Below are 24,679 nucleotides of genomic sequence, written 5' to 3'. Positions count from 1 at the left end.
AGTTGCTAAAAAAGGGACATTTAGGATGAATTTTTTTATGGAAGCTTTTATAATAGAGTGAGAGAAGACAAAGAGGTGAACGATTTGTTAAGTGGTTGGTTTTTATGGTTTATCCTATTTTGGGTAGTTGTACTCATTTCATTTATGGGGATTGGCGGGTTTTTTATGTTCCGCAAATTTTTAAAGGCATTACCGAAACAGGACGGTAAATCTGATTTAGATTGGCAGGAGTATTATTTAGATAAAACCATTCATTTATGGGGACAACCTGAAAAAGAGCTTTTATATGAGCTTGTAAGCCCTGTACCTGAGCTATTTAGACAAGTAGCGAAGGAAAAAATAGCGGGTAAAATTGGCGAGCTTGCTTTAGAAGAAAAAGCACCTGCCATTAGCCAAGAATTGATTATTCGCGGCTATATTCAAGCAACGCCTAAACGCGACCATAAATTTTTACGTAAAAAATTAGATGAAATGCAAATTGACATCGCTCCATATGAACATCTATTTGAATGAAGAAACGCTGCACACTGTTTTTGTGCAGCGTTTTTCCGCTATATACATGTTTACTAATGCTTCGGGGTAACTTTTCATTACATAAATTGCCCATAAGCATTACTTTTCTTTATCTATGAATTCATTACCCATCGATCTTTCATAAACAAAATCCGACAGATGATAAAGATGATTAAAGTTAAAGTAAGATTACTTATAAATGTAATAGCAATATGATCAAACTGAACAATTCCAAAAAGTAACTCTTTAAATATCGTAAATAAATTGACAATTGGAATAGCAAAATGCACAATTTCTAATTCATTAATGCCTAAACCCATAATGTACATTGCAGGGAGTATTACAAGCATTAAAAACGGTGTGCTATAAGTTTGGGCCTCCTTAACGGTTTTTGCTAAAATACTTGTCAACATTAAGAAGGATGCACATACTGAAGCATAAACAACTGCTGTCAAAATAGCTGTTATTAAGACAATATACGTTGCTTCTCCTAATGAAATAGCGGCTTTTAAATCTGTTGTAAATAAGACGATCTCGCTGACAACCACGATTAATGTGATAATTCCTGTAAGTGATGCGATAGTTGTAGTCGTCAGCCATTTTGCCATTAATAACGTAGAACGTTTTACAGGAGTCATTAAAATAGCCTCCATCGTTTTACGCTCCTTTTCTCCTGCAAACAAATCTCCCGCTGATGGACCTGCTCCCATGCCAACTGCTACCGCCAAAATTAAAGGGATTAAATAAGCAATCATCGCCAATGAAAAATCTCCCTCAATTGTTTCCTCATAAGCAATAGAAAACGGCTCCATAATAGAAGCATCAATCTGAAGTTGTTGTAATCGTTCACTAATGATTGTTTTTTCATAATCCGATAATGCACTTTCTATATTGGACATAACAATCCCGGAATTTTGACTAAGTACATCTCCAATGATTGTAATTTCCATCGTATCATTACTTTTTTCAACTTCCGTAACACTTCTACTAAATTCAAGCCCAATAATTGCACGCCCATCTATAACTGCACTTTTAGGATCGTTTACTTCTATAAATTCGAGATTTTTATAGTTTGCAAATATATCTCTATCGGCTTCGTCAAATGGTTGTTTAACAGCAACTGTATACACTTCATTTTTCCCATGTGAAGCAAACTGCTCTAAAACAAAAACAAAGCATGTCATAAGCACAATCGGTAAAACAACTGTTAATAATAGTGTTCGGCGATCACGAAAACAGTCTTTCAATTCTTTAAGATAAATATTAAATAGCATAGTCATCTTCACCTCTTACTAATTTACTCATAAAGATAAAATTCAAATCTCGGCTGCTTTCTTGCTCATACAACTGTTCAAGTGATCCGTGATAAACCAATTCGCCTTTATGAATCATTGCAACAGCATCACAAAGCATAGATACTTCCTCCACAATATGACTAGAGAATATAATTGTTTTTCCTTCCCTTTTTAGCTGATGAACAAGCTGTCTAAATACATTTGAGGAAGTGATATCGAGACCCGTCGTTGGCTCATCAAATAATATTATTTGTGGATTGTGTACAAGGGTACGTGCAATAGCAACCTTTTGACGCATGCCCTTTGAAAAACTTCCTACCTTACGATCCATATAGTCTCTCATTCCAAACATTTTTGAAAGTTCATCAATTCGTACTTTTGTTTCATGCTTGCCAAGTCCATATAACATTGCAAAATATTCGAGATTTTCGCGTGCGGTAAATCGGTCATATAATCCCGTCTCACTCCCGAAAAGCACACCAATCTTTTTTTGAATTTCTGCTGACTGTTTTACCGTATCAAATCCTCCAACTAAGACCTGACCAGTTGTGGGATCTAATAATGTTGCAATTGTACGCAACAAAGTCGTCTTTCCGGCGCCATTTTCACCAAGTAACCCTAATACCTCTCCTTGCTTCACCTCAAACGATACATGCTTCAAAGCCGTGACATATTTCTTTTTATCTTTGAACTGCTTCGTTACTTCTTGTATTTGAATCATTGTCTCACCTCATTCAATTTTCTTAGCTTAATCTTACATAGCAAAACTAGGGGTGTCTGCCATTATGTCGCGAATATACCTTTTTATGTCGCGAATCGGTAAAATTGTAGAAAAACAATAAAAATAATCTGTTATGATAGTAAAGAAATAATATTTATTTTGCTGAAGGTGTTAAATATGAAAATTGGTATAGTAGATGATCGTCAAATAGATTTAGATAAAATTCATGGCATTATTTCTTCAGTAGAGGATGTTGAAATTATCTTTTCTACAACATCAGCGGAGGAAGCTTATGAACAAATTAAGAAACAGTCCATTGACCTATTAATTGCAGATATAGAAATGCCTCATTTATCCGGTTATGAACTAGCTGATATCATACATTCGCATGCTTTAAATATTACAGTCATTTTTGTCACTGCTAATAGCGGCTACGCAGTTCACGCATTTGAATTACAAGTTCATGATTATATAATGAAGCCATATTCGAGAGAACGTTTAATACAATCCATTGAACGATTAATGGAAAAAAATAAAAAATCTGAAATAACTGGACGCCTATATTTAAAGAAAAAGAACAATATTCACATTGTCCAAAAAAAGGATATTATTTTTATTGAACGATCTGGTCGTTCTACAACGATACATACAAAAACGGGTCCGATAACAACCTACCAGACACTAAATGAACTTGAAGGGGAACTACGAGAACGAGATTTTCTTAGATCACATCGCTCATTTATTATCAATATACATTTTGTTACAAACTTCTCCCTGTATGCTAAGAACTCGTACATGGTGTCATTTGAAGGAATCGAAGAAAAAGCTATGATTACAAAAGAAAACGTTGATTTTTTACAGAAACATTATTTTTGAGGTGGTGGTTTAATTTGTCCCAAATTAGCACTATTTTATATTTCACTTTATTTTTAATCATTCATGTACAAGCACAAATTACATTTTTTCAGCTTTCTATTCCAATTTATTTGATAGCTTTAGTCGTTCTAATTATCGTATTTTTGCTTAGAGATCGCCTTGCATCACCACAGTTGTTCTTTTGTATGATTCAAGGAATTGTGTGTAGTATCTATTTCTTAGTAGCCCCTTCCGCTATATATCTAGTTGCAATAGTTCTTTTTCTTTTATTGGAATGGTATCGAAGAAAAGAGTCGAGGAATAATAAATCGCTACAAGTAACTTTACATCAAATTCAGACCCAACAAAGTCAAGTTAATGAGACTTTTAGAGTTGTTCGCCAGGAACGGCACGATTTTTTAAAACATGTAGCAGCCTTACACTTTTTAATGGAAAAGAACGATTATCTTGCAGCTAAGGATTATTTACATCAACTTGTGGAAGGTTACGAGGAAACAAATCTCTCTATTAAGGGAGAACGGGGAGTTATAGCAGGCATTTTACACGACAAGTATAAACATGCAAAAGCATCAAATATAACAATCCTCTATGATTTAGACACCCCCTGCTCACAACTACCTATAGCAGATACACATCTCGTTGCATTACTCGGCAACATACTAACCAATAGTATTGAAGCCTGTCAAGAATGGCAAGTACTAAATCAAGACAAGGGCACTATTAGTTTACAGCTTTATAAACGAAGTGGTTTATACATTTTGATTTGTAAAAACAGCACAATCCCACTGCCTACAAACATCGTAGATTCTTTATTTGACCGCTCTGGGCTAACAACAAAGCAGGAGCACGAAGGCCTAGGTACAACGATTATTAAAGATATAGTCCAAAAATATAATGGTTTCTTAGACTTCACTTATAAAGATGAGGAATTTACACTAAAGCTAAAATTTCCTGCAGTTCATTAAAAGCTATTTCTATAAAAATGGACATGTAAAAAGAATTCTGTACGGTAAAAGTACAGGATTCTTTTATTATTCGTTCGCTTTTGTTTTTCTTTCCGTCGCTCTGACTTCTATCCTTCACTTTGGCTCTTTCTTCCGTCGCTTTTGCCTTTCTTTCCGTCGCTCGGCCGACTCTTTCCGTCGTTCCGGCAATACTATCCGTCGCTCTCATTTCTATCCTTCACTTTGGCTCTTTCTTCCGTCGCTTTTGCCTTTCTTTCCGTCACTCGGCCGACTCTTTCCGTCGTTCCGGCAATACTATCCGTCGCTCTCATTTCTATCCTTCACTTTGACCTCTTTCATCCTTCACTTTGACTCTACCATCCTTCGCTTTGGCTACCCTTTCCGTCACTCGGACGATTCTATCCATCGCTTCGCCAACTTCATCCGTCGCTCGACCTACTCTATCCATCAACAAAACCACGCGCACATAAAAAAACTACACTAGATTAAATCTCTAGTGTAGTTTCTCCACTACATATTCTTCAGCGGAATTGTTTTTTTGATTTTTATAAATTGAATAAGCATTGCGATTCGCCAAGGGAGTAACATAGCGAACGCTAAAATCCAAAACATTCCTGCTAATTCACCAACGTCTATCGAGCTACTTAATATCATTTTTGCGATTACACGGAACACTAATAGTCCGACTAATATAAAAACGAACGCTTTTGAACGTTTTAAATAAATATCTTGACCTTTTACTTCAAACTTAGAAGTGGCAATTAAGATTGTTGAGAACACCACGCCGACTGCAGCCGCTTCAAGGATTTGCATGGGCGGTACTCTAAATTGTTCAAATAAAAACATTAACGCACCTGTAGACATTGCAATAGGTGGAATGATAATTTTCTTCTCATTGGTAGGTTTCTTAGATGCTCGCATACGTAAAACCATGACAAAGGTACCCATAAAAATGGCCATTATGGTAGAACCTATTACATAATATTGAGAAGGGATATTGCTAAACATAAAAATTCCTCCTCTAATGTCATTAACAATTTTGTCCAAGTAATTGATCAACGACAGCTTTTAATCTTTCTGGCTCAAAAGGTTTTGTCATAAAATCCTTTGCACCACTTTCAATTGCTTCCACGATTAACTTCTGTTGTCCTAAAGCTGTAATCATTATTATTTTTGCATCTGGAAATTCAGGAATGATTTCTTTTACTGCTGCAATACCTGTCATAACTGGCATTGTTACATCCATCGTTACAAGATCGGGTTGTAACTCACGATACATAGCCACAGCTTCTTTCCCATTTGCTGCTTTGCCGACTACTTCATAACCCCACTCAGTAAACATATTACTTATTGCAACACGCATAAAGAGCGTATCATCCACTACTAAAACTGTAGGCATATGTTCATCTCCCTCCACGTTAAAGTACGGTATGCCCATTTAGTTTAGCAGATTAGAAGCCCTTAAATCCACCAAAAATAGGCTCTAATATACGCGTAATATAACTTAATCCATCAAAGAACAGTAAAATACCTACGACAATCATAATATAACCGCCGATTTTCACAATTTTTTGGCTATGTGTACGAATCCAAGTCATACGTGCTATAAAGAACGATAACACGAAGAATGGAATCGCAAAACCTAAATAATAAGCTAACATATAGCTAAATCCTGCTGTTGGATTTGCACTTGCTAAAGCAATGATCGAAGCTAAAATTGGACCTGTACACGGCGTCCAGCCAGCAGCAAAGGCTATTCCGATTAATACCGATCCTAAATAACCAGATGGTCGGTTTTTAAATTGGAATTTTCGGTCCTTCATTAAAAAGTCTATTTGTAGTAATCCTACAATCATTAAACCAAATACTACGATTAAAATGGCTCCAACCTGACGTAATAATGTTTTATAATTAAGGAAGAACTCTGCTGCTAATGATGCACTTAGACCAATTAAAATAAAGATGATTGAAAATCCTAGTAAAAAGAAGAGGGTGTGCAAAATTGCACGCTTTTGCATCATACCTCGTTCCGATTTTAGCTCATCTAGTGACATACCTGTTATGTATGATAAAAATGCTGGATACAGCGGTAGCGTACATGGTGAAATAAAGCTTAAAAACCCTGCACCTAAAGCTAAAAATACGTTAATATCAGTTTGCATATTTCCTCACTCGCTCCTTACAGTTACTGTCTCCATCGTACCAAAAATCATTGTAAATTGCGCCCTTCCTGTTTGTGAACGTTTCATGGCAAAAAGGTGTTGAAAAAGTGAAGTTCCATCATACTATTAAACAAAATTTAATTTTCATACCTTATGACATCAAAGTGTATTTGTTAATGTACTTTTGCATTATGCGCCCCCTCGTTTTATCTGTCAATAAAATTCACTATAATTCTGCACAGCTTTATATAGAGGATCTTATATTAAATATCAGCTTTGCGGATTACCGTTTTTATACATTCGATTAAATTCGAATAGCCTGATTTCTGCTACGGGCTACAATCAGTATATTTTAGCAAAATACCAACAAAAAATACTTTTATTACTTAATCATAAACCAATTTTTTTATTAACAAACCTGATTAAATGTAATACCTTTTTTATTTACTAAATTATTAGTAAATAACTTTTCTTCATGTATAATAAAAAACAATAGAACCATTGATAGAGATAAATGAGGTGTAGTCCTTGGAATTAAGAAAAATTAAACCAAAAAAAATATATGAGGAAGTGTCTGAAATCCTCTATGAAAAAATTAGAGCTGGCGAACTGAAGCCTGGTGACCGACTTGATTCAGTAGAACAGCTTGCTGAACAATTACAGGTAAGCAGATCTGCCATCCGAGAAGCTCTTTCCGCTTTAAAAGCAATGGGGCTTATTGAAATTAAACAAGGCTCAGGCACATTTGTTAAAAGTAATCAAACCAAACAGCTCGATTTCCCCTTATCGACTGCCATTTTAACAAATAAGCAAGATATCTCACATTTGTTAGAAGTACGCAAAATTATAGAAGGAGGCGCAGCGGCTAGCGCAGCCCTTCATCGAACTGAAGAAGACTTACAGTCAATGATGCAAATTTTAGATGAAATGAAACGTGTACAAGGTGATGGAGAGCTAGGGGAAAAAGTGGATTTCCAATTTCACACGGCCATTTCTACAGCGTCTCAAAACCCCCTACTCGCAACGATATTAGACCAGGTTTCAGGCTTAATGATCGAAACGATGAGAGAAACACGTCGAATATGGTTGTACTCTAAAAAAACTACAAGCGAAAAGCTATATGATGAACATATGCAAATTTTCCTCGCGATAAAACAGCAAAATGAAGAGCTTGCAAAACATGCTATGGCTTCGCATTTAAGTAATGTGGAGAATGTCTTATTGCAATATTTTGAAACAACTAAAACTTTATAATAAACAGTAGCTGCCTAGTTTTGAATAGGCGGCTTTTTACTTCTTTCAGCCCCGAAGTATAATTAATTTTTCGAAAATTTCAAATAAACACCTTTCATTCTTCCGAAAAGTTGTAGTATGATAAAAACAATATATTTACTTCCAAAGTCATCTGATGACCTGTTGATTTATCTATTTGAGGAAAAAGGAGCGATTATGAATGAAAGTAACACTTTTTGCGACTTGTTTAGTTGATATGTTTCAAGGTGATGTAGGAAAGGCTGTTGTTGAGGTTCTTGAAAGGCTCGGGTGTGACCTAGACTTTCCTGAATATCAAATTTGCTGTGGGCAGCCTGCGTACAATAGTGGCTATGTAAAAGAGTCCCAAAATGCTATGAAGAAAATGATAACAGCCTTTGAACATGCTGAATACGTCGTCTCCCCTTCTGGTTCCTGCGCCTATATGTTTAAAGAATATCCAGAAGTATTTCGGGGTGATCCTGTTTGGGAGCCAAAAGCGCAAGCATTGGCAGATAAAACATATGAATTTACAGAGTTTATAGTAGATGTATTGAAGGTCGAGGATGTAGGTGCCCATTTAGAGGGTAAGGCTACCTATCATACCTCCTGTCATATGACACGTTTACTTGGAGTTACTGAAGCACCGTTAAAATTATTAAATCAGGTTAAAGGCTTGCAGTATGTCGAACTCCCAGGAAAAGATCGGTGCTGTGGATTTGGCGGAACGTTTTCAGTAAAAATGGGCAATATTTCAGGAGAAATGGTCAATGAGAAAGTACAGAATGTTGAAGAAACAAGGGCAGATATTTTAATCGGAGCTGATGCTGGTTGCTTAATGAATATTGGTGGTCGCATTACTCGGCAAGGTAAACCTATTAAAGTCATGCATATTGCTGAAGTATTAAATAGCTGATCCATAATCGTGTCCGGAGTCGGCTTTGTGCGCAAAAGCGAAGCGATTTTTAGGCTAACATTAAGAAATCCTTGCCGGTTCCGTGACATCTGCTGAAAGAAGCTAAAAGGGGGTAAATGAAATATGTCTATGAAAACAAGTAATGAACGCTTTCATCATCGAGTAGCGAAAGAATTAGAAAATACATTTATGCGCGGAGCTGTGTCGAGCGCACAGGAACGCCTTCAGACACGTCGGCTAGAACAGGCTGATGAGCTCGGACATTGGGAGGAATGGCGTTCGCACGGTGAAGAAATTCGAAAGCATGTGCTTGCGAACTTAGATTATTACTTATACCAGCTAAGTGAAAATGTTTCAAAAAGAGGTGGGCATGTTTACTTTGCCCAAACTGCGAAAGAAGCGACAGACTATATTCAAAGTATCGCGAAAAATAAAAACGCCACTAAAATTGTGAAATCAAAATCTATGGTAACGGAGGAAATTGATCTAAACGCCGCTTTAGAAAAACTCGGATGCCAAGTCATAGAAACAGATCTTGGAGAGTACATTTTGCAAGTAGATGATCACGAGCCACCCTCTCATATCGTTGCTCCAGCTTTACATAAAAATAAGGAGCAGATTCGTGATATTTTCAAAGAAAAACAAGGCTATGAGAAAAGTGAAGAGCCAGAGGAATTAGCTTTATATGTACGTCAAAAATTAAGGAATGAATATTTAACAGCCGACATAGGCATTACAGGCTGTAACTTTGCTATTGCAGAGAGCGGCTCGATTACACTTGTGACAAATGAAGGGAACGCAGATTTAGTAACAGCCTTGCCCAAAACACAAATTACGGTAATGGGGATGGAAAGAATTGTTCCTACATTTGAAGAGATGGAAGTCTTAGTAAGCTTATTAACGAGAAGTGCAGTTGGCCAAAAGCTAACAAGCTATATTACAACGTTAACGGGGATCAAAGATGAAGGTGACACAGATGGACCAGAGGATTTCCATTTAGTTATCGTCGATAATGGACGTTCTGCTATCTTAGGTAGTGAATTCCAGCCTATTTTACAATGTATCCGCTGTGCAGCCTGTGTTAACGCTTGCCCTGTTTATCGACATGTTGGTGGGCATTCGTATGGCTCTATCTATTCTGGGCCAGTAGGTGTTGTTCTTTCGCCATTATTAGGTGGCTATGAGGATTTCAAAGAGTTACCATATGCCTCCACTTTATGTGGTGCCTGCACGGATGCTTGTCCTGTCAAAATACCGTTACATCAGCTTATCCATAGACATCGACAAGTAATTGTTGAAAACGAAGGCAAAGCTCCTGTATCAGAAAAGCTTTTAATGAAGGCCTTCGGTTTAGGTGCTTCCTCCCCTACCCTATATAAAATGGCGACAAAAGTGGCTTCACCAGCCATGGCTCCATTTACGAAAGATCAGAAAATTTCAAATGGCCCTGGCCCATTAAAGGCTTGGACGGAAGCAAGGGATTTTCCAGCTCCCAATAAAAATCATTTCCGCGACTGGTTTAAACACCGCCAACAAGGAGGCGATGAATAATGACAGGTACTATTGAAAATAGAGATGTATTTTTAGCAAACATTGCGAAACAACTTGGACGTGCACCAAGAACAGAAATAGCACGACCAACATGGCAATATCATCCACAAGATCGTGTCCTAAAAGAAGCGACAAAAGATGAGTTAGTAAAAGTTTTAGCTGCTCAATGCAAAAATATTCATACGGATATTGTCATTTCAAATACAGCTAATCTTCCTACAGATTTACAAAAAGTAGTTGAGTATTATGGAGGCCAATCTGTTATAACATGGAAAGATGAGCGTTTTAAGAGCTATGGACTCTCCCCATTGATGACCGAGCAATGGCCACAAGCAAATATTCAGCTGCACGAATGGGACTCCGAGCGGCCAGAGGAAAATATTCGACAGGCCGAAAAAGCGAACATCGGCATTACGATAAGTGAAATAACATTAGCAGAATCAGCAACTGCTGTACTTTTTAGTAGTAAAGATAAAGGTAGATCCGTTAGCTTTTTACCAAAGAACTCTATTATTTTAATCCCTAAAAGTACGATTGTTCCAAGGATGACGCAAGCAGCCCGCTTAATTAGCGAAAAAGTTAGAAGTGGCGAGCAAATCGCTTCCTGCATCAACTTTATAACTGGACCAAGTAATTCGGCAGATATCGAAATGATTCTTATTGTTGGTGTACATGGGCCCATTCACGCAACTTATATTGTGATTGAGGATCAGTAAATCAATTTCGCTTGGCATTCGCTGCATTGATTTGTTACTGAAAACAAACCAGGCATACTTCAGTGCTGAAGGCATGCCTGGTTTTATTTTTTAAACGTTAAAACTAGTGAAATTCGCTGGTGAATGGCTCCGAATCGCTGATAAATTTGCCACCATCGCTGATAACTTTCATAAATCGCTGATAAAACTGCCTTTTTCGCTGATAAATCTCATCTCGTTATTAATACCTTTAGCGAGCCATCAATTTGTTACACTCTTTGATACTATCTTTTGTTCATAAAACTCTGGATGTGCTTCTTTTAAGACCGATGTTCGCAGCATAACTAATGATATCGTTACGATAATTACACTTGTGACAAGTAAAATAATTGTGGCTGGGAATGAATCGTACAAGATGCCGTAAACGACCATTCCGATCGGCATCATTGACATTGCCATTGTTTCCATTAATCCCAATACACGTCCACGGTATTCTTCTGAAATTAGCTTTTGCATATAAACCATAATCGGCATATTAATTCCCATCTCAAAAATAGCGAAAATAAAGTAAATTACCAGATAAAAGATAACAACGGTTACATAGGATAAATTTGTTACTAATGGGACAACCGCCAGCCCTAAACTGCTAGCCAACAGCAATAAGCTGAATTTAGAAAAACGTAGTGGTGCCTTTACCTCTGCCCTTGTTGCGAAATAGATGGAAGCAACAAGCATGCCTACCGCACCCGAAGCCTCAATAAAACCAAAATGAGTTGATTTTACTTTTAATAATTCAATAATTATATATGTCCCCCCTACAACGATGGCAGAGAAAAACAAATTAATCCATAACGAAATCCACATGATTGTTTTAACTACTTTTTGTTGCTTTATATAATGAAAACCACTAGCAAGACCAGCCCACATTTTTTCCTTTTCTACAGTCTGTTCCCTAGTACTATAGAGAGTAAAATTCATTGTCGCTTCTAAGCAAAAGGCAATCATATAGGCCACCATATGTACAAGTAAAAAAACTTCCATGGAGAAAAATCCATACATCATTCCCCCGATTACTGGCCCTCCAATAGCTGCTAATGACACTGACATTTGATTGAATGACAGTGCTTTTTGTAGGCGTTCCGGATCTACTAGTGTTGCGATTGAGGAAGTAAATGTTACACCCGAAAAGGCAGCGCATATTGTATTAAAAACGGTTGCCATATAAATAGCATAGACCGACAAACCGACCATTTCTGTATAGAGTAGTAACCCAGCAACGGTTAATATTGTACCTGCTTGCGCGAATAAAATTGTGCGTTTCTTTGAATAATTATCTGCTACATAACCTGCCAGAGGTGCGACCAAGGCACGAGGCAAAATCGAACATATCATGGTTGTCGCAAAACTCATCGCTGACCCTGTTAGTGCCAAAATATATAAACCTATCCCAAATGACAATACATGGGAACCTAGCAACGAAATCATTTTACTAGCTGTAAATGTCCATAAATGATAAGTTGCCTTTTTATATTTTTGCGCTTCATTCATCAAAAATCCCTCCATTTTTTTAACTAAGTTAAAAAGTTTAATTTAATTAAACAAAATATAACATAGCCCCCACTTCCCTCGCAAGTGAAAGTTTAATATAATTAAACAAAGAACATGTTTTAAAAAGGAGGCGAGGCAATGGACTCTTTAGGTACACGAATTCGTAAATTAAGGAAGGAACAAAAGTTAACATTGGAGGCACTTGCCGGTGATCGTCTAACAAAAGGTATGTTAAGTCAAATTGAAAATGATAAGGCCAAGCCTTCGATGGAAAGTCTTGATTATATAGCGGAACGTTTAGGCGTCAAAGCAAGTGAATTGCTTGAACAAGTAACCTCCTCTTCCATACGTCATCTTTTAGAGCAGGTAGAGATTTTATTTGCGGAATTAAAACTAGGTCATACAGATCATGTACAGCAAATCGTAGAGATGATTAAGCCTTATGTAGAAGATCTTTCACTTAGTTATGAGGCAGGGCGTTTACTGTATATATATGCAGCAGCACAACATCATGCGAAATTAACGACATGGAAATCACCGCTTCAACAGGCACGCTTTATGTTTAAAGAAATTAATTTACTAAGCCATTGGTTTGAAACTTATATATTTGAGTCGGGCATATTATCGGAAGAAAGAAACTACAAAATGGCTTATTCTTGTATTTTGCAGGCGAAAGAAGAGGCTGAGCAGGAAAAGTACCAATTAGATTCGCGAGATACTGTGAAAATGGCTTATTATATTAGCATTTTTCAGTTAGCAATTGGTGAATATGAAGAAGGAAAACAGCTTATTTATGAGACCATTACCAATGCACATAAAAATCAATTTTATTCTTATATAGATGATATGTATCGTATTGGGGCGTTTTGTGCCATGATTGACCATGATTTCGAGCAAGTGGAACATATGCTGAATAAGCTTGAGCAGTATCGGATATTTGCCGAACAAGTGAGCGTGGATGCTTTGATTTTCGTATTAAGGGCGCATTATTATAACAATTACACGCACGATTATCAGCAGGCACTAGAGGAAATAGAGCGTTTTGGTTCGCTTATGCATAATAATTCGGTTATTTTCGAAAAAAACTTTTACTATTCGGAAAAAGGAAAGTCCTTATATTTACTAGGTCACTATGAAGAAGCTAAGGAAGCATTTGAACATTTTACAAACGTTCCCCCATTCGTCTTACATCCATTTGACATATTAAGCTTAAATGAGTGCTTTTCCTACAAAGCTCTTTGCTATGCACAATTCGGTGAGCTAACAACTGCCTACGAAATCGCCAAAATGACCTATAAGGATTCTCAGGATTTAATTGATCTACCTTATAAACAAAAAATTGAAGAAACTTATTTTTCAATTAAAGCGCAAATAAATTCGGTTCAATAAATCAAAGGGATTGCACATTAACATTTATGTGCAATCCCTTTTAGGATTTTAGCTTGATTTATCTCTCTTCATTTCCTTCTGAATCTTGCGAAGAGCTTTTTTCGAACCGCGCTCTATATCATGCTGCAGTTTCCGATCTTTATAGTCCACAAACAATGTTTCTAAATCATATCCTTCTGGGTATAATTCTGTTGCCAGTAGCTCTAATGCCAATCGTTTAACATTTACCTTTATGAATTCTCCCTCACAAAACACGTCAATATTATAGAAATTATCCATTTCTTGATAAACAATTCCAACGTCATCATGATCTAACAGCTTCACACGATCGCCCTTTTTATATTCATACTTAACTTTGGTTCTCTCTTGCTCAATCTTAACCTTCCTAATTTTACTGTCATTTACTCGTTCTAAACGATAATCCTTGTTGTCAATATAGCCTTTCGCTCTTTGTAATACGGTTTCACGTATATTCATTTTCTTAGAAATCCATAATGCATTACTTTCTCCAGATGTTCCGATCACTAATTTATATAACGGCTCTAATGTTTCACTATTAAAACGCATCGCCGCATTCATAAAATCACTGTGCATTTCAGAGAAACGCTTAATTTCCCCATAGTGAGTTGTCGCCACTGTCATACAGCCCATATGATAAAACTCCTCTAAAATAGAAATGGCCAGTGCCGCTCCTTCATTTGGTTCCGTGCCACTTCCTATTTCATCAAATAACAAAAGCGTATTATTATTGGATGCCCTCATAATGTCTGAAAGATTTTTCATATGGGATGAAAACGTACTAAGTGCATTTTCAATACTTTGATTATCACCGATGTCTACAAAAATATGATCAAATATAGCTATTTCAGTACCTTTATCTGCAACAATATGGAAGCCTGACATTGTTGCTAATGTTAACAAGCCAATTGTTTTTAGGACGACGGTTTTACCACCGGCATTTGGTCCTGTAATAATTAAGCTGCGATAGTCTTTACCGATTTCAAAATGAAGCGGCACCGCCTCACCTGTTAACAGTGGGTGTTTACAATTGATGAGCTTCACATAGCCAACATCATTTAAACTTGGTTCTACGCCGCCAATATGCTTGCTGAACTTGGCTTTAGCAAACACCATATCATATTGGCTAATTAACTCCATGTTGATGTTGATTTCACGGATATGTTCCATTAGGAGCCCCGATAATGTCGCCAAAATCTGATATTCCTCCATCGCTTCCTCTGCCTGCAAAGTGGCCAATTCCACGTTAAATTTAGCGACCGTACTTGGTTCCATAAAGACCGTTGCACCTTTAGATGAAATCTCTACTACCGTCCCTTGCACATGATTTTTATAGGAAGCCTTAATAGGAATTGTGTAGCGATCATCCTTTTTACTAATAAAGAATTCCTGAATATATGTTTTATTGGCACTATTATTTAAAAATTTTGCTAAGCGCTCTTTAATTTTTTCCTCTGTTGTTTCCATATGATTGCGGATACGCTTTAACTCCCTACTAGCAGCTGAATCCACACGATTTGCTTTTATAGCAAAGTTTATTTCCTCTTCTACACGTTTAAATTCAGACATCGAATTAGCATAAGATGCAAGTACTGGTGCAAAAAATTCCTTTTCCAGCATAAATTTTTTAATTTTTCTACAGCCTCTTAAAAAGTCAGAGATGCTCACTAATTCACTAGGGTCTAAAATAATGCCCTTTTCAAGTTTTTTAATAGTATTGTCAATATTGGATACCCCTAAAAACGGGACATGCCCTTCAGCATCTAAAATTGTTCGTGCCTCTGTCGTTTCATTTAAGCGATTTTTAACAACGGTCAAATTTGAGCTCGGCGTTAATTTATCTAATAACTGTTTACCTAATCCACTAACACAATAGGATTTAACGATATCTTTCAATTCATTGTATTGTAATTTCTCAAAAGTAGTATGATTCATTTTAAATTCTCCTCACGATGATTTTCCATAATCATTCATGAAGATACCTACTCATTAGATATCAACGATGTTCTATTCAATTAAAAAAGCTGCGGGAGAACCCACAGCTTTTACATTACAAGGCAAGTGTAAAAACATCACGAAAAAAACCTCATCAAAATGAAGTACATTCAGAGCATTACACGCTTTATAAAGTATTGTAGGTATCTTCATAGGTATTGAAATAAATCCACGACTAAATAAGGGGTCACTTTATGACGTAAATCCCCCGTCGTCATTCAATTTATTTCATTAAGTTGTTCCTATTTAGAACCTACCGCACTCATCAAAAGCACCTCTCATTACTTTATAATTTTCATCATTGCTATCTAATTGATTGTCATAATATTACTATATGCTGGCAGAAAAGTAAAGTTGCTTACTATTCATCATTTGCTTTTCTCTAATACATCAATTAAAACCTTTTCAATTTTTTCAGCAATTAATTTTAATTCGGGGTCATTTAACAAACCTATCATAGCAGTTGGTTTTAGAAGTCCTATTTTCGTTTCCCCAGCATCTTCATAAACCGTTATCTTACACGGTAGAAAGTATCCGACTAATGCATTATGACCAAGTACCTTCGCAGCTTCTACTGGATTACAGACCTCGAGAATTCTATAAGGCATTTTAAAACTATCTACGCCCTTTTTATGCAACGTTTCAGTCAAGTTGAGCTCCCACAAAACGCCAAATTTATGTTCTTTTAAATGTATTGCTATAGCTGAGATTGTTTCTTCAATCGTTTTAGTTGTTTTGACTGTATAGTGAAAATCCATATAGTTTCTCCTCTTTCATTGTAAACGAAATTCATTTGTGACATTTTACATGTGAGTTAAAAATAGAATTGCCTAATTTTTATGGATTATACGAAAAGGACCTGTAGAAAATTCCTACAAGTCCCTTTTTTAGGCAGATTTATGTTGAGCCCTTCTCGTTTCAATGATTTTCGAGCCTGAAAACAGTAGTAAGGCTGCCCAAATAATGCTAAATGCCAATAGCTCTATTTCACTAAATGGTTCCTTATAAAGCACGATCCCTAAAACTAACACAATCGTTGGCGATACGTATTGAATAAAGCCTAATAAATAAAGCGGAATATTTTGCGCACCTTTCGCAAATAAAATTAACGGTACTGCTGTCACGATCCCACTTACAATCATGAGGGTGTCCGTCTTCACATCAACATGTAAAAACGAGGCTTGATTCGTCATAAAAAGGTAAACATAATAGCCTAATGCAAACGGTAGAATAAATAACGTTTCAATGACTAGACCTCTTGTCGCGTCAAGCTTAATTTTCTTTTTCAGAACACCGTAAATGGCGAAGGATAAAGCAATAAGCAGTGCTACCCATGGAATTGAACCATAATTAATCGTTAAAATAATGACAGCAATAAAGGCAATTCCGGTAGCCGCCCATTGCGCGCGACTAAGTGCTTCTTTAAAGAACACAACCCCAAAAATCACTGACAATAAAGGATTAATATAATAGCCTAAGCTCGTTTCTATTAAGTGGTTATGAGTAACTGCCCAAATATATAAAAACCAGTTCATTGAAATAACAAATGAAGCCCCAACAAGTTGCCAAAAATGCTTTTGATGTGACCACAAATATTTTAAGTCTGCCAGAAGTTCTTTGCGCATTCCAAATACTATAACCGCTAGTACTGTAAAGACAAAGGACCAAATGACGCGCGATAGTAAAATTTCCATACTTGGCACATGCTCAAGTAATTTCCAATAAAGCGGAAATGCACCCCACAAAGCATAGGCTAAAAAAGCCGCCAAGACCCCTTTTTTCTCATTTGACATTGCCTCTAACTCTCCTACTCCATATGAATCTATACGACCTTGCGCAATATTACCATTTAAAGAATAGACTAATTATAGGACTTTGTTCGAAAACTGTAAATGCTAAATTTCATTAAATTGACATTAAACTCTATTTTCAGATTCAAGTTCAGAAATATAGTTACGTACCATGCTATAACTGATGTCAGGATTAATTTGACGTTTAATACGAATGTGAATTTCTTTAATACCAACACCTTGCTCTCGCATATCACGAATCATCGATTTTAGTGGAATTGACAGAGAATCCTTCGACAAAGTAGTATGTTTACTTAATTCAATTAATAACTCTGTATTTTGTTGGCGAAGCTCCTTCAGCTCTCCTATTACACAATTATATTCTGTTAACTTTTTTAGCAAGACCGCATTTTGCAGCTTCATTTTTTGCATTTCATCTACAAGCTGTTCATTTTGTTTCTTTACATTTTTTCGCTCCTGCTCCAAAACATGATGCTTTTCATCTAAATTTTTATGTAAAGCATTATATAACCCTTCTATATGTGTCAATTCTTGATAGCGACTTTGCGGTAACAGCATAAGTATTTCAGTCATATCAATAGCAAGTGTTCCATCTTTTAACGTTTCACACGATAATGTAGTTTGATTTATTTTGTTCATCGACTTACCTTCACTCCATCACTAATTAATTTGTGTAATGGCATACTTTGTTCAACATTTTTAATTATCATCTGAATTTCTTTTTTGTCAATAAAAAAAAGCTTCTTGCGAAAACAGATGCAAGAAGCTTTACGATTACATTTTTTTCAGTTTCTCGTATTCAAGCTGAAGACGTTCAATACGTTTTCGGCCTTCCTCACGATTTTTAGCAGTTTCTGCTTGAATTTGCTTCGTTTCTTGAATACCAGACATAATCGTTTGCCATGTCGTTTCAATTGTTTCGATTTTAATGCTTGGGCTACCAGCCGCACGCGCAATATTAACACTATTTTTGCTAATATTCTCTGCATTTCGTACAAGCATTTCATTCGTACGACGATCTAATTCAACCATTGAATCAGAAATTAGCTTTTGGCGCTTTAATGTTACCGCGTGAATAAGACCTTGTTTGAATATAGGAATGGTCGTCACAAAAGCAGAATTAATTTTAGCAATTAAATGGTTATTACCTTGCTGCATTAATCGAATTTGTGGGGCTGACTGGAATGAAACTTGCTGCGCCATCTCTAAGTCATAACGACGTTGTTCTAGTAAATCAACGGCACGTAGCATCGTTTCGTATTCCATTGCCGCTAACTGATCACCCGTTTGTGCTTTTTGTTCAAGTTCCGGTAATGATGAACGAACTTCATCTGTTTTTACTTCAATTGCTGCAATAAACTTACTTAAAGTTTGGAAGTAGTTTAAGTTTTGATCATATAAGTTTTCAAGATCAACTGTATTACGTTTCATTTCACCTTCGTACTTTTGTACCTCACGGAAAATGACATCTACTTCCTTATTCATGCTGTCATATTTGGATAGAAACTTTTCTAATTGTTCCTTCCCTTTACTGAACAGCTTAGTAAGAAAGCCACCTTTTTTGTCCTCTGCGAAATCTTGAGGATCAAATTTATCCATAATTCTATTTAAATTATTTAATAATACACTTGATTCCTCAAGCTTACTTGTTTTCATTGTTGCTAGCATTTTATCTGAAAAAGTAGAAATACCATTCGCTGTTTCTTTTCCAAGCTCCAGCATGGCAATTTGATCTTTTACATCAATTTTTTGTGCTAACGCATGGACCTCAGGATCTTGCTTTAATGCAAGTTGATTTTGAGCAATTTGTGATAGCTCTTGCTCTGAAACAAGTACTGGTTTTTGCTTTTGCTCTTGCTCCTGTAATAATGGATTAGGCTGTAGTAATGGATTTTCTGATGCGAATGGATCCTTTGATTTTAATAGGTCGTTATCAAATTCAGACATAAAGTTTTACCCCCTGCGATTTATCTCTTTTATTACATACGATTCCAAGCTGAAAAAGTTTCATTTTAGTCAAGCCTTGCAAAAGAAGAGTCACTAATTATAAGAAAACCTACGTGATTCTCCAACCTGGCATGACGTTGATCGGTGATTTCTTTAATCAAGTCTCAATCCTTGCTTGACGAGCCAAACTTCACTCTCTATGTTAAATTATAGCTTGTTTCATTAGGAAATTCGACTGAATCCACGAAATACTTTACACCCTTTTCTATAATTGGTATATCACAACCAAAAAAGCAGCTACTCAATGTAGCTGCTTTTCCTCTATCATGTTGTCACTTTTAGTACTGTCTTAATTTTTTGAATAACGCCACCAGAACTATAAGTTAAAACGCTGCGTTTATAGAATGATATGCTGAATAGATATGCCACAATAATTGTAGCGATTAAAACGCCTAACGATAAAAGTGGTACCGTTACGCCTATATCAGTAGCCCCAATACGCATCGGCATGATCATTCCAGAGGTAAATGGAATATAAGAGAATACCTTAATAATCATTGTATCTGGGTTACCCATTCCTGAAATCATAACATAGAAACCTATTAATGTAATCATCATGGCTGGCATTAATACTTGACCCGCTTCTTCCACTTTAGACACTAAAGAACCGAATAATGCTCCGACAATTAAATAAAGAATAATTGTTAACAGTAGGAATAGAATGGCATATATCACGTAACCTATTGATAATTCTTTAACAACGCTTGCTGCTATATCCCAAATGAAACCATTCTTCACAAATTTCGCATAGATTAGGAAGACTACTGTAATAATACCCATCTGTGTTAATGCCAGTAATAGTACACCAGCAATTTTTGCTTTAAAATGGGTAGCTGGTTTAACACTTACTAGTAGCATTTCCATTGCACGAGAACCTTTTTCAGTAGCAATTTCTGTTGTAATCATAGATAGGAATGTAGAAATAAAGAAATAAATTAAAATACCCACTGCATAAGAGACAAATAGTCCTGATTGTTTTTCCTCTGCGCTTTTACCACCAGAAGATTCTGTATTTAAGTTTTTATCCGTGATAATCGTTTTCGCATCCATAATTTGAGCTGCTTGGTCAGGCGTTAATGATAACTGTTGTACAGCATAGTTTTGGCCTGCAAGTTGCAGGATCGAATTGATCGCACCTTGATCATTTAATTTCAACGGAGTGAAAGTGGCAATTTCAGCATGTAGCTGACCCTTTTCATCTGTTATTTTAACAATCGCATCTAATTTTTCGTCTTTGACCTTTTTCTCTAGCTCTGATATATTCGATTCATTTTGTATAAATTCCATATCACCATTCGATACAAAGAGACCGCTTAAATCAGCTGTTGTTTCGTTGACAATTGCAATTTGTTGCGCATGATCATCACCTGTAAAAAGCTCTTTAATATCTGACCAGAAAACTGCAACGGACATCCCAAGTATATAAATGACTGTCATTACAACAAAGGATTTTGATTTGATTTTTGATTTATAAAGCTGCTTCATTAATAAATTAAACTTCGACAACGTTGCCACCTACCTTATCTTTAAAGATTTCATCTAACGATAAATAATCTAAGCTGAATTTTTCTATATATTTACCATTGGACAGCTTCTCGAAAATGCTTTGTGCATAGCTTTCATCCTCCAGAGTGAGCACGGTTTGCTCTTTCTCCACCCGAACATCTTTAACTCCTTCAAGTGCCAACAATTGAGTTGTCGACCACTCAGAACGTACTGCCAATCTTGTTTTTCCGTATTGTTTCTTTAAATCTAGTAGACTACCTGAAAATAGTGAAACTCCTCGTTTTAATAGACAAAGATGATCGCATAACTCCTCTACATTATCCATTTGGTGACTTGAGAACAAAATCGTTGTGCCCTGTTCTTTTAAATGTAATATTGCATCTTTCAGTAAATCCTTATTTACAGGATCAAGTCCACTGAATGGTTCGTCTAGTATTAAAAACTGCGGTTTATGAATAAAGCTAGCAATCAGTTGAACTTTTTGCTGATTCCCTTTTGACAACGTTTCAGCCTTATCTTTCCGTCTATCTTCAAGCTCAAATCGGCTAATCCAATAGTCAATCTCCTTCTTTAACTGCGACTTCTTCATGCCACGTAACTCGCCAAAGAAGTAAAGCTGATCCTCTACCTTCATCGTCGGAAAAATGCCTCGTTCTTCTGGTAAATAGCCAAGAACATCACGGTTGATGGCATTAACGGGTTTGCCATCCCATGTAATCGTGCCAGCCGTTGTCTCTTGTAAATCTAAAATCATACGGAACGTTGTTGTTTTACCAGCTCCGTTTTGCCCAATCAGCCCAAAAATCTCCCCTTTTTCAATGGTGAAATTTAAGTTGTCGACCGCTGTGAAATCTTTGTATTTCTTCGTAACACTCTCTAATTGTAATGTCATCTTTTGCCCTCCTACGCTTCAAATATATGTAATTCCCGTTGTAGTCCTTTTTTACGCCTTGCAACCTTCAAAATTTGCATACACACAATTATTACGACTACAAAATTTAAGATTGATACTCCTATGTTTAAGAATCTTTCTGTTGATTCTCCAAGCCCCATATAAAGATTGATAAACCCAAATAAAAGATTTAACAATATTGCGGCTATAAAAAGGCGGCTTATTGATGTTAAATATTTTATTTTCGAAGGATTATCTGAAAATAATTCAAATGGGCCTTCTGATTTCTTTTTGCGGTAATAAGCCCATACGCCAAATTTTGAAACAAACTCAATATTCATCGTCTCTAAAAAATCATAGTAGTCCTGCTTTTTACCTTTGACTAGTTCATTGCGATAAATATATTGACCAGGTTCCCCTTTTTCAAAAATAAAGTATCCAACCATTGTACGCTTTAGATACCAACCTTGTTCCGCCATATCATTAACCCATGCTTCTTCCTTCTCATAATCAAGAAAACAACGATATACTCTTTTCTCCATAAAGTTCCACCTCCCATCTACATCTTATAAAATTGATGTGAACTCCTGGTTAAATATGAGCCTTCATAGTAATGTAGCAATTTCTCCGTTGAATTATTTGATTTTTCTGATTTCCCGGGAAATAATTTCGAAGCAAATATTCATCCCATACTTATGAAATCTTTTATCAAACTTGGCAAATAAGCAACCAGTTTTTTATCTATCTCCAAAACTAATCTGTAAAAAGATTCAAATCCTTCTTCAAATTATTGCGCACACGCATAAGTTTTATTAATGGTATAGAAAATAACACGACCACAAGAATATTTGTGATATTCATTGATAATTTAATCCAGTCTATTGCCTGTACCGAAAGAATCCCACTCAGACCAATTACACCTATAATCAAATTTAGAAGGATGAGTGATAGTAGTAGGGAAATTTTTTGAGACAGCTTCCTAATTTTATTTTTCTTATCAGAGTAAAGTTCAAAAGGTCCATCATTTGCCGGCTTTCTAAAAAACACAAAATTTCCAGAACGATCTACCTGTTCAATTCCTGAGGACTTTAGAAATTCTAAGTATTCGTCTTCATATGAGGCACCACCAAATCGCTCCAATTCATCATGCCGATAAATATAGCTACCTGGCTCCCCACGTTCGAACGTAAAACGTATCCAAGTGAATTTTTTTAAATGCCAACCTTGGCTTGCCATATTATTGACCCATTTCTCAATATCATATGGGTTGACGACTAATCGATATTTATCCATTTGTTCCATCCTCCTTTGTTATACGGATGCCATTGTCAAAAAGTTCCCTTAATCTCAAAATTTCGTATCCAATAACTTTCTTTCCACTTTCAGTAATAATGTATTCCTTTTTTCGCCCATCTCCATCTAGCGCCTCAATCCAACCTCGCTCGAGTAATGTTTTAATTGCTCCATAAATCGTCCCCGCTCCTAGCCGAACCCGACCATTACTCATTTCCTCTACTAATTGCATGATGCCGTAACCATGCCTTGCATCAAATAAAGCTAATAAAATATAATAAACGCCTTCTGTTAATGGCGGATGCTCTTGCGTCATACATATCCCCCTTTTTGTATCGTCTATCAATATATCGTCAGCTGATACATTTAAAATATATCAGCTGACGATATAGTTGTCAATGCTATTTTTTCCATAAAAAGTTATAAGAGTTAGCACTATTTGGTTGTTTTTATTCACCTTGAGTGATTTTCATGTCGACCATAGCAGTTTTGAGTCTTACCTGAGCGATTCCAATTGCTACCCGAGCAGTTCTTCTAGTCCCCAAACGTTATCTGATTGCCACTGTCTGGTAATATTTTTATTGCATTCGAAATTGCTCTATGCTAGCATGTAAGTAATTACTTGCATGAAAGGAAGAACTCTATTGTCTACAAAAAGCACCGCAGAAAAAATCATTGATGCAGCTTTACAACTCGTCAGCGAGAAGGGCTATACTGCGGCAACAACTAAAGCAATTGCTGATTTAGCAGGAGTCAATGAAGTAACAATTTTTCGCCATTTCGGGAACAAGCGTGGCATTTTGAAAGCCATTATTGAGCAATTTTCCTATTTTCCTCTTTTGCAGCAAGAGATCAATAAAAATGTTACATGGGATTTGGAATCGGATTTACTAAATTTCTCAGTCAAGCATTTTAACTTTTTAATGTCTATTAAAGATTTTGTCATGATTGGCTTTAAGGAAGCGATGCAGTTTCCTGAAATTAATGAAGAGATTGCTAATATCCCCCTTCACATTAAAAATGAACTAATTCATTATTTTAGGGAAATGCATGAAAGAGGAAAAATTAGAGAAGTTGATTTTGAAGCAGCTGCATTATCACTTATCGCTGTTAATTTTGGTCATTTCATGTCACGTGCACGCTTAGGAACAATTGTTTCAAATATGTCTACTGAAGAATTATTAAAAACAAGCATTTCCATTTTTTCTAGGGGATTGGCTCCCTAGAAAAAATTTTTCCACACCATGCAAGTAAGTACTTACTTTATAGGAGGTC

26 protein-coding genes are annotated in these 24,679 nt (G+C 36.2%); 9 read left to right on the top strand and 17 right to left on the bottom strand.

Going from position 1 to position 24,679, the window contains the following annotated elements:
• The first annotated feature begins 84 nt into the window (after positions 1-84).
• Positions 85-513, top strand: a complete 429-nt coding sequence (locus tag MWJ95_RS02295) for a DUF2621 domain-containing protein (RefSeq protein ID WP_249071968.1) — start codon at positions 85-87, stop codon at positions 511-513.
• Between the two features lie 113 nt (positions 514-626).
• Here MWJ95_RS02295 and MWJ95_RS02290 read toward each other — a convergent pair whose 3' ends face one another.
• Positions 627-1,793 carry an ABC transporter permease gene (locus MWJ95_RS02290; protein WP_249071966.1) on the bottom strand — a complete coding sequence of 389 codons (1,167 nt, stop codon included), beginning with the start codon at positions 1,791-1,793 and terminating at the stop codon, positions 627-629.
• Positions 1,777-2,529: an ABC transporter ATP-binding protein gene (locus tag MWJ95_RS02285; RefSeq protein ID WP_249071964.1), complete on the bottom strand. Its 753-nt coding sequence runs from the start codon at positions 2,527-2,529 to the stop codon at positions 1,777-1,779. Before MWJ95_RS02285 ends, MWJ95_RS02290 begins: the two co-directional genes overlap by 17 nt.
• Before the next feature lie 177 nt (positions 2,530-2,706).
• Between MWJ95_RS02285 and MWJ95_RS02280 the strand changes: the two genes are divergently transcribed.
• Complete coding sequence (locus MWJ95_RS02280; protein ID WP_249071963.1) at positions 2,707-3,405, top strand: LytR/AlgR family response regulator transcription factor; 699 nt, start codon at positions 2,707-2,709, stop codon at positions 3,403-3,405.
• Positions 3,406-3,419: 14 nt separating this feature from the next.
• Positions 3,420-4,370: a sensor histidine kinase gene (locus MWJ95_RS02275; RefSeq protein WP_249071961.1), complete on the top strand. Its 951-nt coding sequence runs from the start codon at positions 3,420-3,422 to the stop codon at positions 4,368-4,370.
• A gap of 313 nt (positions 4,371-4,683) precedes the next feature.
• On the opposite strand, the gene MWJ95_RS24395 is transcribed toward MWJ95_RS02275, so the two are convergent.
• The 4 genes from MWJ95_RS24395 to MWJ95_RS02260 all read right to left on the bottom strand — a co-directional run bounded on the left by MWJ95_RS24395 (position 4,684) and on the right by MWJ95_RS02260 (position 6,532).
• The gene (locus MWJ95_RS24395; protein ID WP_283164561.1) at positions 4,684-4,818 is read right to left on the bottom strand and encodes a hypothetical protein; all 135 of its coding nucleotides are present in this window, start codon (positions 4,816-4,818) and stop codon (positions 4,684-4,686) included.
• A 62-nt stretch (positions 4,819-4,880) separates the two neighbouring features.
• Positions 4,881-5,378, bottom strand: a complete 498-nt coding sequence (locus MWJ95_RS02270; protein ID WP_249071957.1) for a CcdC family protein — start codon at positions 5,376-5,378, stop codon at positions 4,881-4,883.
• Between the two features lie 22 nt (positions 5,379-5,400).
• Positions 5,401-5,769, bottom strand: coding sequence for a response regulator (locus MWJ95_RS02265; RefSeq protein ID WP_249071955.1), 369 nt, complete (start codon positions 5,767-5,769; stop codon positions 5,401-5,403).
• 52 nt (positions 5,770-5,821) lie between these two features.
• Positions 5,822-6,532, bottom strand: a complete 711-nt coding sequence (locus tag MWJ95_RS02260) for a cytochrome c biogenesis CcdA family protein (protein WP_249071953.1) — start codon at positions 6,530-6,532, stop codon at positions 5,822-5,824.
• Positions 6,533-7,060: 528 nt separating this feature from the next.
• On the opposite strand from MWJ95_RS02260, the gene MWJ95_RS02255 reads away from it, so the two are divergent.
• From MWJ95_RS02255 to MWJ95_RS02240, 4 genes are all read left to right on the top strand, one after another.
• Positions 7,061-7,786 (top strand): FadR/GntR family transcriptional regulator, encoded by a 726-nt coding sequence (locus tag MWJ95_RS02255; RefSeq protein WP_283175697.1) that lies wholly within the window; start codon positions 7,061-7,063, stop codon positions 7,784-7,786.
• Positions 7,787-7,985: 199 nt separating this feature from the next.
• Complete coding sequence (locus MWJ95_RS02250; protein WP_249103966.1) at positions 7,986-8,699, top strand: (Fe-S)-binding protein; 714 nt, start codon at positions 7,986-7,988, stop codon at positions 8,697-8,699.
• A 123-nt stretch (positions 8,700-8,822) separates the two neighbouring features.
• Positions 8,823-10,250: a LutB/LldF family L-lactate oxidation iron-sulfur protein gene (locus tag MWJ95_RS02245; RefSeq protein WP_249071949.1), complete on the top strand. Its 1,428-nt coding sequence runs from the start codon at positions 8,823-8,825 to the stop codon at positions 10,248-10,250.
• Positions 10,250-10,966, top strand: a complete 717-nt coding sequence (locus tag MWJ95_RS02240) for a LutC/YkgG family protein (RefSeq protein ID WP_283164559.1) — start codon at positions 10,250-10,252, stop codon at positions 10,964-10,966. The genes MWJ95_RS02245 and MWJ95_RS02240 overlap by 1 nt, the downstream gene beginning before the upstream one ends.
• A gap of 240 nt (positions 10,967-11,206) precedes the next feature.
• On the opposite strand, the gene MWJ95_RS02235 is transcribed toward MWJ95_RS02240, so the two are convergent.
• On the bottom strand, positions 11,207-12,493 hold the full coding sequence (locus MWJ95_RS02235) for an MFS transporter (RefSeq protein ID WP_249103964.1): 1,287 nt from the start codon (positions 12,491-12,493) through the stop codon (positions 11,207-11,209).
• 138 nt (positions 12,494-12,631) lie between these two features.
• Here MWJ95_RS02235 and MWJ95_RS02230 point away from each other — a divergent pair, with 138 nt between their 5' ends.
• Positions 12,632-13,882 (top strand): helix-turn-helix domain-containing protein, encoded by a 1,251-nt coding sequence (locus MWJ95_RS02230; protein ID WP_249103961.1) that lies wholly within the window; start codon positions 12,632-12,634, stop codon positions 13,880-13,882.
• Between the two features lie 48 nt (positions 13,883-13,930).
• Here the strand turns inward: MWJ95_RS02230 and MWJ95_RS02225 are convergent, their stop codons facing one another.
• From MWJ95_RS02225 to MWJ95_RS02180, 10 genes are all read right to left on the bottom strand, one after another.
• Complete coding sequence (locus MWJ95_RS02225) at positions 13,931-15,835, bottom strand: endonuclease MutS2 (protein ID WP_249103959.1); 1,905 nt, start codon at positions 15,833-15,835, stop codon at positions 13,931-13,933.
• A 428-nt stretch (positions 15,836-16,263) separates the two neighbouring features.
• Positions 16,264-16,653, bottom strand: a complete 390-nt coding sequence (locus tag MWJ95_RS02220) for a DUF302 domain-containing protein (RefSeq protein WP_249103957.1) — start codon at positions 16,651-16,653, stop codon at positions 16,264-16,266.
• A 129-nt stretch (positions 16,654-16,782) separates the two neighbouring features.
• The gene (gene rarD, locus MWJ95_RS02215; RefSeq protein WP_249071940.1) at positions 16,783-17,688 is read right to left on the bottom strand and encodes an EamA family transporter RarD; all 906 of its coding nucleotides are present in this window, start codon (positions 17,686-17,688) and stop codon (positions 16,783-16,785) included.
• Between the two features lie 123 nt (positions 17,689-17,811).
• Positions 17,812-18,345 (bottom strand): hypothetical protein, encoded by a 534-nt coding sequence (locus MWJ95_RS02210; RefSeq protein WP_249103955.1) that lies wholly within the window; start codon positions 18,343-18,345, stop codon positions 17,812-17,814.
• 135 nt (positions 18,346-18,480) lie between these two features.
• Positions 18,481-19,653, bottom strand: a complete 1,173-nt coding sequence (locus MWJ95_RS02205; RefSeq protein ID WP_249103953.1) for a toxic anion resistance protein — start codon at positions 19,651-19,653, stop codon at positions 18,481-18,483.
• Positions 19,654-19,977: 324 nt separating this feature from the next.
• Complete coding sequence (locus MWJ95_RS02200; RefSeq protein WP_249071934.1) at positions 19,978-21,228, bottom strand: ABC transporter permease; 1,251 nt, start codon at positions 21,226-21,228, stop codon at positions 19,978-19,980.
• The gene (locus MWJ95_RS02195; protein ID WP_249071932.1) at positions 21,206-22,111 is read right to left on the bottom strand and encodes an ABC transporter ATP-binding protein; all 906 of its coding nucleotides are present in this window, start codon (positions 22,109-22,111) and stop codon (positions 21,206-21,208) included. Before MWJ95_RS02195 ends, MWJ95_RS02200 begins: the two co-directional genes overlap by 23 nt.
• Before the next feature lie 11 nt (positions 22,112-22,122).
• Complete coding sequence (locus MWJ95_RS02190) at positions 22,123-22,653, bottom strand: DUF2812 domain-containing protein (RefSeq protein WP_249071930.1); 531 nt, start codon at positions 22,651-22,653, stop codon at positions 22,123-22,125.
• Positions 22,654-22,864: 211 nt separating this feature from the next.
• Positions 22,865-23,404, bottom strand: a complete 540-nt coding sequence (locus MWJ95_RS02185; RefSeq protein ID WP_249103951.1) for a DUF2812 domain-containing protein — start codon at positions 23,402-23,404, stop codon at positions 22,865-22,867.
• The gene (locus MWJ95_RS02180; protein ID WP_249071926.1) at positions 23,397-23,720 is read right to left on the bottom strand and encodes a PadR family transcriptional regulator; all 324 of its coding nucleotides are present in this window, start codon (positions 23,718-23,720) and stop codon (positions 23,397-23,399) included. Before MWJ95_RS02180 ends, MWJ95_RS02185 begins: the two co-directional genes overlap by 8 nt.
• Positions 23,721-24,048: 328 nt before the next feature.
• Between MWJ95_RS02180 and MWJ95_RS02175 the strand changes: the two genes are divergently transcribed.
• Positions 24,049-24,630 carry a TetR/AcrR family transcriptional regulator gene (locus MWJ95_RS02175; RefSeq protein ID WP_249071923.1) on the top strand — a complete coding sequence of 194 codons (582 nt, stop codon included), beginning with the start codon at positions 24,049-24,051 and terminating at the stop codon, positions 24,628-24,630.
• The last annotated feature ends 49 nt before the right edge of the window (positions 24,631-24,679 follow it).

The sequence above is a fragment of the Lysinibacillus sp. Bpr_S20 genome, assembly GCF_023337835.1.
Classification (GTDB): domain Bacteria; phylum Bacillota; class Bacilli; order Bacillales_A; family Planococcaceae; genus Lysinibacillus.
Note: the sequence above shows the minus strand (reverse complement) of the source record. Positions and strands in the feature narration are given on the sequence as shown.